13 protein-coding genes and 1 tRNA gene are annotated in these 16,701 nt (G+C 65.8%); 4 read left to right on the top strand and 10 right to left on the bottom strand.

What is annotated here, in order from left to right; genetic code table 11:
* Nucleotides 1-386: 386 nt before the first annotated feature.
* Complete coding sequence (locus ACI2KK_RS26410) at nucleotides 387-1,199, bottom strand: helix-turn-helix transcriptional regulator (protein WP_217843507.1); 813 nt, start codon at nucleotides 1,197-1,199, stop codon at nucleotides 387-389.
* A gap of 179 nt (nucleotides 1,200-1,378) precedes the next feature.
* On the opposite strand from ACI2KK_RS26410, the gene ACI2KK_RS26405 reads away from it, so the two are divergent.
* Entirely contained in the window at nucleotides 1,379-2,821 is a 1,443-nt protein-coding gene (locus ACI2KK_RS26405) for an alanine/glycine:cation symporter family protein (protein ID WP_404671257.1), read from the top strand.
* Between the two features lie 150 nt (nucleotides 2,822-2,971).
* Nucleotides 2,972-3,961 (top strand): asparaginase, encoded by a 990-nt coding sequence (locus tag ACI2KK_RS26400; protein ID WP_404671256.1) that lies wholly within the window; start codon nucleotides 2,972-2,974, stop codon nucleotides 3,959-3,961.
* Between the two features lie 97 nt (nucleotides 3,962-4,058).
* Here ACI2KK_RS26400 and ACI2KK_RS26395 read toward each other — a convergent pair.
* The 7 genes from ACI2KK_RS26395 to fdnG all read right to left on the bottom strand — a co-directional run bounded on the left by ACI2KK_RS26395 (nucleotide 4,059) and on the right by fdnG (nucleotide 13,256).
* Nucleotides 4,059-4,154 (bottom strand) — tRNA-Sec (locus ACI2KK_RS26395).
* 7 nt (nucleotides 4,155-4,161) lie between these two features.
* The gene (gene selB / locus ACI2KK_RS26390; protein ID WP_404671260.1) at nucleotides 4,162-6,084 is read right to left on the bottom strand and encodes a selenocysteine-specific translation elongation factor; all 1,923 of its coding nucleotides are present in this window, start codon (nucleotides 6,082-6,084) and stop codon (nucleotides 4,162-4,164) included.
* On the bottom strand, nucleotides 6,081-7,505 hold the full coding sequence (gene selA, locus ACI2KK_RS26385) for an L-seryl-tRNA(Sec) selenium transferase (protein ID WP_404671255.1): 1,425 nt from the start codon (nucleotides 7,503-7,505) through the stop codon (nucleotides 6,081-6,083). Before selA ends, selB begins: the two co-directional genes overlap by 4 nt.
* Before the next feature lie 154 nt (nucleotides 7,506-7,659).
* Nucleotides 7,660-8,580: a formate dehydrogenase accessory protein FdhE gene (gene fdhE, locus ACI2KK_RS26380; protein WP_404671254.1), complete on the bottom strand. Its 921-nt coding sequence runs from the start codon at nucleotides 8,578-8,580 to the stop codon at nucleotides 7,660-7,662.
* A 4-nt stretch (nucleotides 8,581-8,584) separates the two neighbouring features.
* Nucleotides 8,585-9,241 carry a formate dehydrogenase subunit gamma gene (locus ACI2KK_RS26375; protein WP_404671253.1) on the bottom strand — a complete coding sequence of 219 codons (657 nt, stop codon included), beginning with the start codon at nucleotides 9,239-9,241 and terminating at the stop codon, nucleotides 8,585-8,587.
* A complete protein-coding gene (gene fdxH / locus ACI2KK_RS26370; protein ID WP_404671252.1) occupies nucleotides 9,238-10,188 on the bottom strand; it encodes a formate dehydrogenase subunit beta in 951 nt (316 codons plus the stop codon). Before fdxH ends, ACI2KK_RS26375 begins: the two co-directional genes overlap by 4 nt.
* On the bottom strand, nucleotides 10,188-13,256 hold the full coding sequence (fdnG, locus tag ACI2KK_RS26365; RefSeq protein WP_404671251.1) for a formate dehydrogenase-N subunit alpha: 3,069 nt from the start codon (nucleotides 13,254-13,256) through the stop codon (nucleotides 10,188-10,190). Before fdnG ends, fdxH begins: the two co-directional genes overlap by 1 nt.
* 623 nt (nucleotides 13,257-13,879) lie before the next feature.
* Between fdnG and ACI2KK_RS26360 the strand changes: the two genes are divergently transcribed.
* Both ACI2KK_RS26360 and ACI2KK_RS26355 read left to right on the top strand, forming a co-directional pair.
* Nucleotides 13,880-14,146 carry a hypothetical protein gene (locus ACI2KK_RS26360; RefSeq protein WP_404671250.1) on the top strand — a complete coding sequence of 89 codons (267 nt, stop codon included), beginning with the start codon at nucleotides 13,880-13,882 and terminating at the stop codon, nucleotides 14,144-14,146.
* Nucleotides 14,143-14,415: a DUF3077 domain-containing protein gene (locus ACI2KK_RS26355; protein WP_404671249.1), complete on the top strand. Its 273-nt coding sequence runs from the start codon at nucleotides 14,143-14,145 to the stop codon at nucleotides 14,413-14,415. The genes ACI2KK_RS26360 and ACI2KK_RS26355 overlap by 4 nt, the downstream gene beginning before the upstream one ends.
* 225 nt (nucleotides 14,416-14,640) lie before the next feature.
* Here ACI2KK_RS26355 and ACI2KK_RS26350 read toward each other — a convergent pair whose 3' ends face one another.
* Both ACI2KK_RS26350 and ACI2KK_RS26345 read right to left on the bottom strand, forming a co-directional pair.
* The gene (locus ACI2KK_RS26350) at nucleotides 14,641-15,186 is read right to left on the bottom strand and encodes a single-stranded DNA-binding protein (RefSeq protein ID WP_217841544.1); all 546 of its coding nucleotides are present in this window, start codon (nucleotides 15,184-15,186) and stop codon (nucleotides 14,641-14,643) included.
* Between the two features lie 9 nt (nucleotides 15,187-15,195).
* Nucleotides 15,196-16,590 carry an MFS transporter gene (locus ACI2KK_RS26345; protein WP_404671248.1) on the bottom strand — a complete coding sequence of 465 codons (1,395 nt, stop codon included), beginning with the start codon at nucleotides 16,588-16,590 and terminating at the stop codon, nucleotides 15,196-15,198.
* Nucleotides 16,591-16,701 lie beyond the last annotated feature (111 nt).

Genomic DNA, 16,701 nt, shown 5'->3' with positions numbered 1-16,701 from the left:
ATTCGCCTGTGCCGGCCCTATCGCCGGCAAGCCGGCTCCTACAGAGGGCGCGGGCGCGCTTGCGGCCGTAGTTCCCTGCGCGACAGCGCAGCCTACGAGGCTGGGTGGGCTCCTATGGAACAAATCACAACTCTCTGATTTAACGAAGATTCTGTGGGAAGCGGCCTTGCCGGGGCGCCGTCCGGTCGAGATGGGCTGCGCAGCAGCCCCGGCAATTTTGCATGGGGCCGAGGCCTTGGGGCCGCTTCGCGCCCCGTCGCGACACAAGGCCGCTTCCCACAGGGGCCGCGGTGCACCTGCGAGACTAGTTCTCTGCGCGACAGCGCAGCCCATAGGGCTGAGTGATCTCCTACAGGGATCGCACCAGCTTTTAGAAATTGCGCGCGCTATTCGATCTCGAACAGGCCGTTGCTGACCATGCCGGCGCTCAGGCGGTCGCGGATGTCGTCGTCGATGCGCGGGTCGTCCGGGCGGTACAGGCGCACCTGGCGGTAGGCGTTGATGCGGTTGATCTCCTCGCCCAGGTACTCCCACACCACCCGGGTGCACGCCGGGTTGCGCCGGTCGCCGCTGGACACGCCGGTCTTGAGGCCGTTGAGGCGGCTGATGCGGCTCTTGAAGCTGGGGATGAGCACGGTCTGGCTCATCTCGTTGAGGGTCAGCGACTCGTAGTCGATCAGGAACATGCGGTCCTGCAACTGGAACGCCGCCCCCAGGTAGCGGCAGCGCACCTCGGCGTGCACGTCGTTGGCGCTGCTGCGCTCCTGGCGTTCCTGGCGCTCGAACAGGAAGCTGCCGCGCTCCTCGCGCAGGTGCACCAGCGACACCAGGATCGAGCCTGGCACCGACATGCAGTTGGAATATTCGAAGTAGTAGCCGCAGTAGCGCGACAGGTTGCCGGCTTCCTTGTGCAGCGGCTTGAACAGCTCGCTGATCGGGTCGTCCGCCTGCCCTGGCTGCTCGCTGGGGGTACGCGCGCCGATCAGGCGGGCGAACTGTTCAGGCGGCAAACCCAGCTCGTAGTCCTCAACGCCAAAGAAGTCGCCGATGCGCTTCATGTTGTAGGCCGTCGGACGGCTTTGCCCGCTCAGGTACTTGTTAAATTGCGCCCGGTTGATCGACAGCTGCCGGCAAACCTCGGAGATAGAGCGGTAGTGGCTGCACGCCAATTTGAGGTTGGTAGCGAAGTGATCGCCCATGATGCCGGGGTCCAGGTGATGCGAGTGATGCCAGTGTAGCATCAAGTCGCACCAAAATGGAGCAACCCGCGAAATTGTAACTACAGGTGTCATCGCCAACCATGCGCGCTAACGAATAGCGGTGCGCCTGCCGTCCGCTGGTCATTCCATACGAAGAATAAGAATCGAGGTCATTTCCAATGCTCGAATTAATCAACGACTTCCTCTCGGGGAAGGTGCTCATCGTGCTGATCGTCGGACTCGGCAGCTACTTCACCCTCCGCTCGCGGTTCGTGCAGTTCCGCCACTTCGGCCACATGTTCGGTGTCTTCAAGGAATCCCTTCGCGGCCAGGCAGGCCAACTGAGCTCGTTCCAGGCCCTGATGCTGAGCCTGGCCGGGCGCGTCGGCGCCGGTAACATCGCAGGTGTCGGCATTGCCGTGACCCTGGGTGGCCCGGGCGCTGTGTTCTGGATGTGGGTCACCGCACTGGTGGGCATGTCCAGCTCGTTCTTCGAGTGCACCCTGGCCCAGGTCTACAAGCGCGCCGATGGCGATGGCCTGTACCGCGGCGGCCCGGCGTACTACATCCTGCACGGCCTGAAGAACAAGAGCATGGCGATCGTGTTTTCGATCCTGCTGCTGGTCACCTACGGCTTCGCCTTCATCGGCCTGCAGTCGTACACCGTGACCCACTCGCTGCAGAACGCCTTTGCCTTCGACCCGCAACACACCGGCATCATCCTGGCCGTGCTGCTGGCGATCACCTTCATCGGTGGCATCAAGCGCATCGCTGCAGTATCGGACCTGCTGGTACCGATCAAGACCCTGGCCTACATCGGCGTCACCCTGTACGTGATCGGCACCCAGATCGAACACGTGCCGGCCATGCTGGAAACCATCTTCAAGAGCGCCTTCGGCCTTGACCCTGCATTCGGCGGCCTGCTCGGCAGCGCCATCGTGATGGGCGTGAAGCGTGGCGTGTTCGCCAACGAAGCGGGCCTGGGCAGTGCACCGAACGTGGCCGCCGTGGCTGCCGTGAAACACCCGGGCGCCCAGGGCGTGGTCCAGGCGTTCAGCGTGTTCCTCGACACCTTCGTGATCTGCACCTGCACCGCGCTGCTGATTCTGCTGTCGGGCTTCTACACCCCGGGCTTCGAAGGTGACGGCATCGTCCTGACCCAGAACTCGCTGGCCGCCGTGGTCGGTGACTGGGGCCGCCTGTTCGTCAGCGTCGCGCTGTCGCTGTTCGTGTTCACCTGCATCCTCTACAACTACTACCTGGGCGAGAACAGCCTGCAGTTCCTGAGCCGTAACCGTGCGGTGCTGATGGGCTTCCGTGGCCTGGTGCTGGCACTGGTGGTGTGGGGTTCGATGCAGGACCTGTCGACCGTGTTCGCCTTCGCCGACATCACCATGACCTGCCTGGCGTTCGTCAACCTGGTGGCCCTGGCCCTGCTGTTCAAGGTCGGCCTGCGGGTGATGCGCGACTACGACGACCAGCGCAAGGCTGGTATCAAGCAGCCAGTGTTCGACTCGAGCAAGTTCGCCGACCTGGACCTGGACCGCGCCGCCTGGCCGACCAACCCGCAGGTTGAAACAGCCGCTGACAATAGCGCTGCCCAAGCGCAGACCCAGCGCTGATACTCTGCGCTGCCGCAGCCGCCCCGTTCGTGGGCGGCTGACTCTTTCTTCGTCTTCGGGCCCTATCGCCGGCAAGCTGGCTCCTGCACAGGAGCATATCGCTGCAGGCTTAGGTTAGAGCTGGGCCTGACATCGCTTCGGAATGCTTCCATGCGTGCAGTCAAGAATCTCCTCGTCCTCTACACCGGTGGCACCATCGGCATGCTGGAAACCCCGCAAGGCCTGGCGCCGGCCGGTGGTTTCGATGCGCGCATGCGTGAACACCTGGCCCAGTGCACCGATGCACCCCGGCTGCAATGGCAGCTGCGCGAACTGAACCCGCTGATCGACAGCGCCAACATGCAGCAGGCCAACTGGCTGGCGATGCGCGATGCCATCGTCGAGGCCGTGGAGCAAGGCGGCCATGACGGTGTGCTGGTGCTGCACGGCACCGACACCCTGGCCTACAGCGCTGCTGCCCTGTCGTTCCTGTTGCTTGGGCTGCCGGTGCCGGTATTGCTGACCGGCTCCATGCTGCCGGCCGGCGCGCCGGACAGCGACGCCTGGGACAACCTGGTGGGCGCTCTGCGCCAGTTCGAGAACGGCCTGGCCGACGGCGTGCAGCTGTATTTCCATGGCCAGCTGCTGCATGGCTGCCGCGCCTCCAAATTGCGCAGCGAGGCGTTCGATGCCTTCACCGCGCCAGCCCGCCACCGTGAAGGCGAGCGCGCCGCTGAACTGCCCGCCGTGCTTAGCTACTGCCAAGTGCGCCAGCCGGTGAAGCTGGCGGTGCTGCCGGTGTTCCCAGGGCTTGCCGCCGAGCACCTGAATGGGCTGCTGGCCAGCGGCATTCAGGGTTTGGTGCTGGAGTGCTACGGCAGCGGCACCGGGCCGTCGGACGACCAGGCGCTGCTGGATGCATTGCACGGGGCGCGCCAGCGTGGCGTGGTGATTGTTGCCATCAGCCAGTGCGCGGAAGGTTCGGTGGTGTTCGACACCTATGCTGCCGGTAGCCGGCTGCGCGATACCGGGCTGGTCAGTGGTGGCGGCATGACCCGTGAGGCGGCGCTGGGCAAGTTGTTCGCGTTGCTGGGGGCGGGGTTGGATGCCGATGCGGCCGAGCAGTGGTTTGGCTTGGATTTGTGTGGGGAGCGGGCCTAGGTCCCGGCCTTTCGGGCCTCATCGCCGGCAAGCCGGCTCCTACAGGGTATGCGCAGGCCTGCAGGAGCCGGCTTGCCGGCGATGGGGCTTAAGAAAATGGCGGAAGGCAGCGGGAGTCGAACCTGCCCGGGAACGGCTGCCGTCCCCAACCGGGTTTGAAGCCCGGCCGCGCCACCGGGCGCGATTGCCTTCCTTGGAACTCAGGGCCTGGCCTGCTGCTGGGCCAGGGCGCTGTCGATACGGATGTGACGCTGGTCGCCGACCCTGCGGGTCAGGCCCAGGCGGTCGAAGTATTCGAGAATCTGCACGCTACGTTTGCGGCCGATGCCCAGGCTGTCGCGAAACGCAGCCACCTGCACTATCGGCGAAACCGCTGCCTGCTGCAACAGCAGCCCTGCCATGCGGGTGATGGACGCCTCCGGGTAGAACAGGTCGCGCACCACCTGGTGCACCAGCCCCAACCGCGCCAGCTTGCGCAGCAACAAGCGTACATCGGCCTCCCCCACCGCCTCTTCACCGGCCAGGGTGCGCACCCAGGGCGGGTCGAAGGCACCTGCCAACAGCCGCGGTAACAGGCGCTCCCACAGCACGCGGTCGGCGTCGCTCAATTGCACCTGGTGGTCTGGCAGATGCAGCCAGGGGCCGCTGCTGCTGATCCCCCCTTCCCCCAACAACTCATCGAGCAAGCTGACGAATGCCGGGCGCTCCAGCGCCAGCGCACAGTAGCGGCGCAGGCGATCGCGGTCCGGGCCAAGCTGGTCGGGCTCCTGTTCGTGGAACTGCGCCAGCTTGCCCAGCACCTGCTGCCGGAGGGCTTGCCACTGCGCGCGGGCGAACAGCAGCGGGCCCTGGCGGGTGGCGATCACCTGCACATCGCCCGGCAACTGCCAGGTGTCACGCAGGCGGTTGAACTGGCGCTCCAGGCGCTGTGGGTCAAGCCCGCCGGGGGCGGTTTCCAGCAGCGCCGGCAGGGCCTGCTCGAGGCCGTCGGCGTCACGCAGCACCTGCAACTGGCGCAGGCGCGCCTCGGCACGCCGCTGGCGGCTGGGGGCGAACGGGTCGAGCACCCGGCCGCCGCCGAAGGTGCGCTGGGCGCGCTGGTCGCGCAGCACCAGGCGGTCGCCGTGCACGGCCTGCAACGGCGCGTTGAGCAGCAGTTGCGCGAACATTCGCTGCCCGGCCTGCAACTGCTCGCCTTCGAGCAAGGCGACCCGGGCGGTGACATCCTGGGTGCCGAGGTGCACATGCACGGCGCTGAAGTGTTCGAAGGTGCGGGACTCACCCGCCAGCAACGACAGCTCGATATCCACCCGTTGGGTCGGCGCATGCAGCCAGGCCGGGAGCAGCCAGTCGCCACGGTGCACTTGCTCCACAGCCAGGCGCTCGCCGCTGATGTTCAATGCCACCCGCTGCCCGGCCTGGGCCACCAGCGCGGCCTGGTTCTGCGCGTGCAGGCCACGCACCCGCACGGGCTTGCCGGCCTTGCCCAGCAGCAGCGTGTCACCGGCGCTGACCTGCCCGGCCAGGGCCGTGCCGGTGACCACGATGCCGGCGCCAGACACCGCGAAGGCCCTGTCCACGGCCAAGCGAAAACCGCCGCCGACCTGGCGCTGGCCGACCTGTTTTTCAGCCGCCAGCAGCGCCCGGCGCAGGGCATCGACGCCCTCCCCGCTGACGCTCGACAGCGGATACTGCGCGGCCCCGGCGTAGGGCCCGGGCGCCAGCAGCTCAGCAACCTGTGCCTGCACCTCGGCCAGCCGCGCAGGCTCTACGCGGTCGCACTTGCTGATGGCGACCAGCGCCTGGGGAATGCCCAGCAGCTCGATGATCGCCAGGTGCTCGCGGGTCTGCGGCATCACCCCGTCATCGGCCGCCACCACCAGCAGCACCAGGTCGATGCCGTGGGCGCCGGCCAGCATGTTGTGGATAAACCGCTCGTGCCCGGGCACGTCGATGAAGCCGGTCAGCGCCGCGCCCTCGGCCAGGGCCGCGTAGCGGTAGCCGAGGTCGATGGTCATGCCGCGGGCGCGTTCTTCCTGGCGGGTGTCGCCGGCCTGGCCGGTCAGGGCCTGCAGCAGCGCGGTCTTGCCATGGTCGATATGGCCGGCGGTGCCGACGATCACTGCACCGGCCCCAGCTGCAGCGCAGGCAGTTGCGCCAGCCACTGCGCCTCGTCGTCGAGCTGGCGCAGGTCGAGCCACAGGGCGTCGTCGTCGATGCGCCCGAGCACCGGCACCGGCAGGCTGCGCAGGGCGCGCTCGAGCACATGCAGGCTGCGCCCGCGCAGCTTCTTCGACACTTGCGGGCGCAGGCACAGGGCGGCGCTGGGCAGGCGCGCCACCGGCTGGCTGCCGCTGCCGATCATGCCCAGGGCCGGTTCGACACTGACCGCCCACTGCTCGCCCAGGCGGGCCTTGAGCTCGGGGGCCAGGCGGTCGGCCTGGGCCTGGATCTCGGCCTGGCTGCGGGTGAGCAGGCGCAGGCTGGGCAAGCGCTCGGCCAGGCGGTCGGGGTTGCGGTACAGCGCCAGCACCGCTTCCAGTGCGGCGAGGGTGATCTTGTCCACCCGCAGGGCACGCTTGAGCGGGTTCTTCTTGACCTTGGCAATCAGCTCCTTACGCCCGACGATGATCCCGGCCTGAGGGCCGCCGAGCAGCTTGTCGCCGCTGAAGGTGACGATATCGGCGCCGTCGGCCAGGGCCTGGCGCACCGTGGGTTCGGCCGGCAGGCCCCAGCGGGTGAGGTCGAGCAGGCTGCCGCTGCCCAGATCCTCGAGCAGCGGCAACCCGTGCTGGTGGGCAATGCGCGCCAGTTCCGCAGTGGGCACCTGGTGGGTGAAGCCCTGGATGCTGTAGTTGCTGCAATGCACGCGCATCAGCAGGCCGGTGCGCGGGTTGATGGCGGCCTCGTAGTCACGGGCATGGGTGCGGTTGGTGGTACCGATCTCGTGCAGCTTCACCCCGGCGCGGGCCATGATGTCGGGGATGCGAAAAGCGCCGCCGATCTCGATCAGCTCGCCGCGGCTGATGATGCCCTCTTTGCGCGCGCCCAGGCTGTTGAGCGCCAGCAGCACGGCGGCGGCGTTGTTGTTGACCACGGTGACGGCCTCGGCGCCGGTCAGCTCGCGGATCAGCCCTTCGATCAGGTCGTCGCGGTCGCCGCGCTTGCCGGTGGCCAGGTCGAATTCCAGGTTCAGCGGGTAGCGGGCGGCGGTTTGCATGGCGTGCACGGCTTCTTCGGGCAGCAGGGCGCGGCCAAGGTTGGTGTGCAGCACGGTGCCGGTGAGGTTGAACACCCGGCGCACCTGGCTGCGCTGCTGCGTGGCCAGGCGTTCACCGGCTCGGCCGAGCAGTACGTCAGCGGCCAGCTCTGCGGGGCTCAGTTGGCCGTCGCGGGTGGGGTCGCGCAGGTCGTCGAGCAGCTGACGCAGGGTGGCCAGGGTAGTGTCGCGGCCGTGGCGGTCGAGCAGCGGCTGGCAGGCGGGGTGACGCAGCAGGGTGTCGATGGAGGGCAGGCGTGGGGTGCTGGCGGGGCTTGAGGACATTCGGTACGACCTTAACTGATCCGTTGTCTGTTCCGGCCTCTTCGCGGGTAAACCCGCTCCCACAGAGGCCGCGCAGGGCGCGGAGCCTGTGCAGTACCTGTGGGAGCGGGTTTACCCGCGAAGCAGGCGACTCGGTATTGCAGTGTAGCCACCTCTAACCAGGCGCCAGCAGCAGGTTCGGCGCCAGGCGCTGCCAGCCCTCCTCGTCCAGGCGCATGTCCAGGGCCAGGCTGGCCAGGTCGTCGGCCAGGGGCTCGGCGGCGGCGTCGTTTTCCAGGTAGCTCTGCTTGAGGTAACCCTGGCACCCCGGGCAGCACTCGGCGCGCAGCGGCGCCTTGCCCGGCGCGTGGCGGTCATCGTCCAGGCTGATATAGCGCAAGTCCTTGCTCGACTCGCAGTACACGCACTTGACCCGCACCACGTGCCATTCGCAGGCGCACAGCGAACAGGCTAGGTAACGCAGGCCGTTGTGCTTGCCGCGGTTGCGCACAACGCCAGCCATGGCCGGCGAGCCACAGGCCGGGCATTGGGCCAGGCTGTCGGCGGGCTTGAGTTCAGATTGCGGCAGCGCCAGCAGCCAACTGGACCACGCGGCCTGCAAAGCGGCGCCGAGGAACGGCACCAGCGCGGCCGGCACGGCGTCGTACTGGCCGCCAAGCAAGGCGATGGCCCAGCCTTTGCGCTGAACATCGTCACTGTCGCGCAAGCTGATCAGCGCATCAGCCAAGGGGCCAGCAGGTTCTGCCTGAAAGTGCTCGAGCAAGGCCGTCAGCCACACCAGCCACGGCCCTTCGCGCACCAGGCTGTCCGCTGCCAGCGGCGGCAGGCCATGACTTATGCACAGGCGCTGGCGCTCTTCGGCCACCGGCAGGCCGCCGGGCGGGTTATCCACAAGCTGCTGCTGGATACGGCACAAGCGCGCCACCAGCCGCAGGTAGTCGCCAAGGGCATTGCCTTCGGCCAGGTGCTGCAGGCGCGCGGCGCGCAGTTCGAACAGGTTGGCGGGGGGCAGGTGCAGGAACGGCGGCATTACCGCCGAGGCTTCGATCTGCCCGGGTTCGAGAATGGTGCTCAAACGGTCATCCTTCTTTTGAACCGTGGTTGTGGGGCGTCTTGTCGCCGGTCACATCGCGGTACCAGAGTTCATGATGCTTGCGTGCCCAGGCGCGGCTGACCCAGCCATGCAGCATGGCGCCGATCGAGCCCTTGATCCAGATGCCGGCGTAGATGTGCACGATGATGCTCAGGATCAGCACGAACGCCGCCAGCGCGTGCAGCAGGGCCGACAGGCGAATCACGTCGATGCCGAACCAGTGGCTGAAGTACGCCCGCCAGATCACCACGCCGCTGACCAGCAGCACCAGCATGCACGCCAGCAGAGTCCAGAACAGCAGCTTCTGCCCGGCGTTGTACTTGCCGATCGGTGGTACGCCCTCTTCCTTGTTCAGCATCACCCGGTCGATGCGCCGCAGCCACAGGCGGTCGTTGGCGGTGATGAAGTTGGCCCGCCAGAAGCGCAAGACCAAACCGAGGAAGAACACGAACATGCCAACGCCAATGAACGGGTGCAGGATGCGCGTCCATGGCCCGCCGCCAAACAGGTGGCTGAGCCAGAACAGCGCCGGATGGAACAGCGCCAGCCCCGACAGCCCGGCCAGCACGAACAGGATGGCGACGACCCAGTGGTTGGTCCGCTCGTTTGCGTTGTAGCGCAGGATGGGTTTGTTGTCGTTCATGGCCGCTGCTCCCCTTGCCCGCCGGGCCTGGTGGGGTCATAGACATGCACCGCAGGATCCACCTGGTGCACCGTGGCGTCGGGCGGCGTGGGGTGCTCGTCTTCTTCCACCCGCTGCGGGCCGACCCGCACATAGTGGAAGAACCCGGCCAGCACCGCCGCGCCCATGGCCAGCAGCGCCAGCGGCTTGGTGAAGCCCTTCCACAGCCCCACCAGCGGGCTGATCACCGGTTGGTCCGGCAGGCCCGCATACAGCCGTGGCGTGTCGGCGTGGTGCAGCACGTACATCACGTGGGTACCGCCGACGCCGTCGGGGTCGTACAGCCCGGCGTTGTCGTAGCCGCGGGATTTGAGGTCAACGATGCGCTCGTCGGCGTGCACCTTCATCTCTTCCTTGGTGCCGAAGACGATGGCCCCGGTGGGGCAGGTTTTCACGCAGGCCGGCTCCAGCCCCACGGTCACCCGGTCGGAGCACAGGGTGCACTTGTACGCCTTGTGGTCCTTCTGCGAGATGCGCGGGATGTTGAACGGGCAGCCGGTGATGCAGTAGCCGCAGCCGATGCAGTGGTCCTGGTTGAAGTCGACGATACCGTTGGCGTGCTTGATGATCGCCCCGGGGCTGGGGCAAGCCTTCAGGCAGCCGGGCTCGGCGCAGTGCATGCAGCCGTCCTTGCGGATCAGCCACTCGAGGTTGCCGTCGTCACGCTCGTGCTCGGTGAAGCGCATCAGGGTCCAGGTTTCGGCAGACAAGTCCTGGGGGTTGTCGTAGGTGCCGTGGTTGTGGCCGACCTCGTCACGCAGTTCGTTCCACTCCGAGCACGCCACCTGGCAGGCCTTGCAGCCGATGCACTTGGTGGTGTCGATCAGCTTGGCGACTTCCTCCTGCTGGCGTACCGAGGGCGGTACGGTGGTGGTGGCCGAGCGGGCGATGATGTCTTGGCTGGCCATCAGAGTTTCTCCACTTTGACGAGGAACGACTTGGACTCCGGCGTCTGGGTGTTGCCGTCACCGAGGAACGGCACCAGGGTGTTGGTCAGGTAGCCGTGCCGGGTGGTGCCGGTGAAGCCCCAGTGCAGCGGAATGCCAATCTGGTGGACGGTCTGGTTGTTGACCTGGAGCGGGCGAATCCGCTTGGTCACCACCGCCACCGCATCGATATGCCCACGCTTGCTCGACACCCGCACCCGGTCGCCGGCCTTGATGCCCTTCTCGTTCGCGAGTACCTCGCCGATTTCGACGAACTGCTCGGGCTGGGCGATGGCGTTGAGGCGGCAGTGCTTGCTCCAGAAGTGGAAGTGCTCGGTCAGGCGGTAGGTGGTCGCGGCATAGGGGAACTCGTCATGGGTACCGAGGGTGTCCCACACCGAATCGAAGATGCGCCCGGCCGGGTTGCTGGTGGCCTTCTTGTTCTGCGGGTGCAGGGGGTTGATGCCGATCGGTGTTTCGAACGGCTCGTAGTGCTCGGGGAACGGGCCTTCGGCCATCTTGTCGATGGCGAAGAAGCGCGCCACGCCTTCGGGGTTCATGATGAACGGGTTCATGCCCGCCTCGGGCGGCGAGTCGACCTTGAAGTCGGGCACGTCGGTGCCGGTCCAGGCCTTGCCGTTCCACCACACCAGGCGCTTTTTCTCCGGGTCCCAGGGCTTGCCCTGGGGGTCGCTGGAGGCGCGGTTGTAGAGGATGCGGCGGTTGGCCGGCCAGGCCCAGGCCCAGTTCTGCACCTGGTGCATGCCATACGGGTCGCTGTTGTCGCGCCGGGCCATCTGGTTGCCCTGCTCGGTCCAGCTGCCGGCGAAGATCCAGCAACCGGAGGCGGTGCTGCCGTCGTCCTTCATCTGGGCGAAGCCGGCCAACTGCTGGCCGGCCTTGAGCGTGGCACCAGTGGCGTCGGTGAGGTCGGTGACTGCCCAGCCGTTCATCTCCTTGGCCAGCTCTTCGGGTGAAGGCTCTTCTGGGATTTTGTACGGCCAGCTGATGTTGAACAACGGGTCGGCGTAGGCGCCGCCTTCCTCCTTGTAACGATGGCGCAGGCGCAGGAACAGCTCGCTCATGATCTGCACGTCGGTGCGGGTTTCGCCCGGGCCGTCGGCACCTTTCCAGTGCCACTGCAGCCAGCGGCTGCTGTTGACCAACGAGCCGTCCTCTTCGGCAAAGCAGGTGGTGGGCAGGCGGATGACTTCGGTCTGGATGTTGGCCGTGTCGACGTCGTTGAACGGGCCTGCGTTGCGCCAGAACTCGGAGGTTTCGGTGGCCAGCGGGCCCATGATCACCAGCCACTTGAGCTTGGCCAGGGCCGCGGTGACGCGGTTCTTGTCCGGCAGCGCGGCGATCGGGTTGAAGCCCTGGCACATGTAGCCGTTGACCTTGCCCTGGCCCATCATCTCGAACATGCGCAGCACGTCGTAGGCCGGCACGTCGAGCTTGGGCAGCCAGTCATAGCCCCAGTTGTTCTCGGCGGTGGCGTTGGCGCCGTACCAGGCCTTCATCAGGCTGACGTGGAACTTGCCGTAGTTCTGCCAGTACGACAGCTGCCCTGGGCGCAGCGGTTTGGAGGCGCGCTTGTCGATGTAGGCGGCGTAATCCTGCTCAGCGTCGCCGGCCAGGGTCAGGTAGCCGGGCAGCGAGTTGGAGAGCAGGCCAAGATCGGTCAGGCCCTGGATGTTGGAGTGACCGCGCAGGGCGTTGACCCCGCCACCGGGCATGCCGACGTTGCCCAGCAGCAGTTGCACCATGGCGGCGCTGCGGATGATCTGCGCGCCGATGGAGTGCTGGGTCCAGCCGAGGGCGTAGAGGATCGTCATGGTCTTGCCCGGTACCGAGCAGGTGGCGATCTCTTCCCAGACTTTCATCATTTGTTCCTGCGGCATGCCGCAGGTCATGCTGGCCAGCTCTGGGGTGTAGCGGCTGTAGTGCTGCTTCATCAACTGGAACACGCAACGCGGGTGCTGCAGGGTCGGGTCGACCTTGGCGTAGCCGTCCTCGCCCAGCTCGTAGCCCCAGCCGGACTTGTCGGCATACACGCGCTTGGCCTCGTCATAGCCGCTGAACAGCCCGTCCTCGAAGCCATAGTTCTCTTTGACGATGAACGACACGTCGGTGTAGTTGCGCACGTACTCGTGCTGGATCTTGTCAGTGCTCAGCAGGTAGTTGATCAGCCCGCCCATGAAGGCGATGTCGGTGCCGGTGCGAATGGGTGCGTAATAGTCGGCCACCGAGGCGGTACGGGTGAACCGCGGGTCGACCACGATCAGCCGCGCCTTGTTGTGCGCCTTGGCTTCGGTCACCCATTTGAAGCCGCACGGGTGCGCTTCAGCGGCGTTGCCGCCCATCACCAGGACCAGGTTTGCATTGGCGATGTCAGACCAGTGATTGGTCATCGCGCCACGGCCATACGTCGGGGCAAGACTTGCCACCGTCGGGCCGTGTCAGACACGCGCCTGGTTATCGAACCCCAGCATACCGGTTGCACGGACGACCTTGTGGGTCAGGTAGCCGGCTTCGCTCGATGCCGCGGAGGCGGCGAGGAAGCCGGTGGTGAGCCAACGGTTGACGGTTTGGCCCTGGGCGTTCTTCTCGATGAAGTTGGCGTCGCGGTCCTTCTTCATCAGGTCCGCCACGCGGTCGAGGGCTTCGTCCCAGCTGACGCGGGTCCACTCGTTGCTGCCGGCCTTGCGCACTTCGGGGTACTTGAGGCGGTTGGGGCTGTGGATAAAGTCCAGCAGGCCCGCGCCTTTCGGGCACAAGGTGCCGCGGTTGACCGGGTGGTCGGCGTCGCCTTCGATGTGGATGATGTTCTGTTTGACGTTTTTGCCCGCATCGCCCTGGCTGTACAGGATCAGGCCGCAGCCGACCGAGCAGTAGGGGCAGGTGTTGCGGGTTTCCTTGGTGTGCGCCAGCTTGAAGTGGCGCACCTGCTCGGCGAACGCCGGCGTGGGGGCCATGCCCAGCGCCGCAAGGCTCGAGCCTCCAAGGCCGACAGCGGCGACCTTGAAGAATTGCCGACGGTTGAGGTCCATCGTGCACTCCTGATCAGGTTTCGGGCGCCTGGCGCGTGGCCGGTGCCTCTATGGCTTCACGGTGGCGGTATGCAGATACCGCCAACTGTTAAGACTAGCCAAGAAACACGGAAGTGCGATGACGTGGGTCAACAGTGGGCGTGCTGAGGCCTGTAGGAGCCGGCTTGCCGGCGATGGGGCCCTGGCAGGTGGCGCATTTGCAGGCACCTGTGGGAGCGGGCTTGCCCGCGAAAAAGGCAACGCGGTGGATGGCACCGGCTGCGCCGGTGATCGCCGGCAAGCCGGCTCCTACAGGGGAGCGTCTGGCGTAAGAGATTTCTGAACCTGAAACCAAATGCTTCAGGGGCCGGACTATTCAGAACTATCCTACGCGCGCTGCTGAACCTTCGGCGTTGTCCGGGAAATGCCTCACAGATAACGTTTCCGGGTCGCTCAGGCGACCGGGTGTGAGAAACCCGAAGGATCATCGGTGACGTCGTTATGGCGGTCGTGCGCGGGCAGGCTTCGGCCTGGCCGGGTTGTGCCTTTGATCCTCGGTTTTCTCACCCCGCGCACGGCTGCCACCCTGATCCGTGAGAAAGGTCGAAGTGGCGGTTTCCTTAGACGATCAAAGGTTATCTGCCATGAAAAAGCTCGTACCTGACCCACCCCGTCACACGCCCCTGTTTTCCGTCCTGCCCACCCTCCCCGCCCCCGATGCCATCGCCCACGCCAGCGAACTGATGCGTGGCGTATCCGAAGCCATCGACGAACACTGCCGCCTGCATGCCGGCGAACCCCGGCTGAACATTCTGGTGAACGCCGCCCATGCGGCCGACTCGGCGATTGCGCTGGCTGAACATGCATTGGCGCGCATGAATGCTGGATATGTGGAAGGAGGCCGGGAATGAGCGAGCAAACCACAGGCATCCTGACCGCCGGGGTCGCCACCTTTCTGGAAGTCGGCAGCCCGCCGGTGAAGCTTTTGCGCGTGGAGCCGGGCATTGCCATCGAGGAGGCTTACGAGCAGGTGTCGGTGCTGCTGGGCTATATCAAGCACCTGGTGAGTGAGGGAGATGCGGAGGATGACCACAAGTTGCTGGGGGCGGCGGACTTTTTGAGCGGCATGGCCAAGGCGCTGATGAGCGATATCGAGATTGCGCGGAACCGGTTGCACTAAAGCTTGAGGTTGACGCACGTCCCTGTAGGAGCGGCCTTGTGTCGCGAAAGGGCTGCGTAGCGGCCCCAGATTTTTGCCACACCTCAAGATTGCCGGGGCCGCTTTGCGGCCCTTTCGCGACACAAGGCCGCTCCTACAGAGGGACGCGTTAGCCGATTGGCGGGCATAAAAAAACCCAGGGCGAAGGCCCTGGGTTTTTGGCTTGGCGTACGCCGAGCGCTTCGATCAGAACGGAATGTCGTCGTCGAAGCTGTCGAAGTCAGCAGCTGGCTGCGGGGCCGGCTGTTGCGGCGCCGGGCGCTGCGGGGCCTGTTGCGGGCGCTGGGCCTGCTGGCGCGGCGGGGCCTGGTTGTACTGTTGCTGCTGGCCGCCACCGTAGTTGCCGCCACCCTGGTTGTACTGGTCGCCGCCGCCTTGCTGGCCCTGCGGACGGCCACCGAGCAGCTGCATGGTGCCGTTGATGTCAACGATGATCTCGGTGGTGTAGCGCTTGATGCCGTCTTTTTCCCACTCGCGGGTCTGCAGCTTGCCTTCGATGTAGCACTGCGAACCTTTGCGCAGGTACTCGCCGGCAATTTCAGCGACCTTGCCGAACAGCGACACACGGTGCCATTCAGTGCGCTCGACCTTCTGGCCCGACTGCTTGTCGGTCCACTGCTCGCTGGTGGCCAGGCTCAGGTTGGTCACGGCGTTACCGTTGGGCAGGTAGCGGACTTCGGGATCCTGACCGCAGGTACCGACCAGAATGACTTTGTTAACCCCACGGGCCATAACGTTCTCCTAGGCTTCGCACGCCGCTGAGGCTGGGTTTACCAGACGCTCGAGGGTCGCACGGTCCAAAATTTTCGTATCCAGTTTGATATAGATGGCGGCTTCTTCTGCCACCACAACAGCGTCGGTCACACCCGGCACGGCCAGCAGACGCTCGGTCAGGCCGGCTTCACGGACTGCTTCGGGCGTCAGCGGCATGCGCAGGCTGGTCACATACGGCGGCTCGTTCATGCGCAAGGCGACGACCAGCCAGATGGCACACAGCACCGCACAACCGAGGAACACCGTATCCAGCCCGCCGTGCTGGAACAACCAGCCTCCGAGGATGCCACCCAGCGCCGCACCGAGGAACTGGCTGGTGGAATACACCCCCATCGCCGTGCCCTTGCCACCGGCAGGCGACACCTTGCTCACCAACGAAGGCAGCGAAGCTTCCAACAGGTTGAATGCGGTGAAGAATACCACGGTGCCGATTACCAGTCCGCGCAAACCGTCAGCCCACTCCCAGAAGTATACCTCTGTCAGCAACAGCACACTGACCGCGCCGGCCAGCACGCGTTTCATCTTGCGCTTCTTCTCGCCGTAGATGATGAAGGGGACCATTGCAAAAAATGAAACCAGCAGCGCGGTCAGGTACACCCACCAGTGCTGTTCCTTTGGCAGCCCGCCACGCTCGACGAACGCCAGGGGCAGCGCCACGAAGCTGGCCATGAGGATGGCGTGCAGCACGAAGATGCTGATGTCCAGGCGCAGGAGGTCCGGATTGCGCAGGGTCGGGCCGAGGGCCTGACGCGCCACGCCGGACTCGCGGTGCTGCAGCACCTGGTGGGCACTGGGCACCACGAAGGCGATCAGGGCGATACCGACCAGGGCAAGTCCTGCAGTAGCCAGGAACAATCCTGACAAACCAAAGGCACTTGTCAGCAGTGGCCCGACCACCATGGCCACGGCGAACGAAAGGCCGATGCTCATGCCGATCATGGCCATGGCCTTGGTGCGGTGCTGTTCGCGGGTCAAATCCGACAGCAGCGCCATCACTGCAGCAGAGATAGCCCCTGCGCCCTGCAGGATGCGCCCGGCGATCACGCCCCAGATCGAGTCGGCCTGCGCCGCCAGCACGCTGCCCAGGGCAAAGATCACCAGGCCCAGGTAAATCACCGGGCGCCGGCCGATGCGGTCGGACACCATGCCGAACGGGATCTGCAGCACAGCTTGGGTGAGGCCGTAGGCGCCGATGGCCAGGCCGATCAGCGCGGGGGTGGCGCCGGCCAGGTCCATGCCGTAGGTGGCCAGCACCGGCAGGACCATGAACATGCCCAGCATACGAAAGGCAAAGACCAGGGCCAGGCCGCTGGCTGCGCGGGTTTCGCTGCCGCTCATGCGCTCGTTGTGGGTGTCGTGCATGGATGAACCTCGTGTGAACCGGCGGCGATTCTATCAGTCCGAGCCCATATCGGCATCTGCGCCGCTTTGCCGCGTACTGGCTACGCGCCGTATACTTCCTTGTTTATGCCC

The organism is Pseudomonas sp. NPDC089406 (assembly GCF_044900265.1).
Lineage (GTDB): Bacteria > Pseudomonadota > Gammaproteobacteria > Pseudomonadales > Pseudomonadaceae > Aquipseudomonas > Aquipseudomonas fakonensis.
This window is presented reverse-complemented; position numbering and strand designations above follow the sequence as displayed.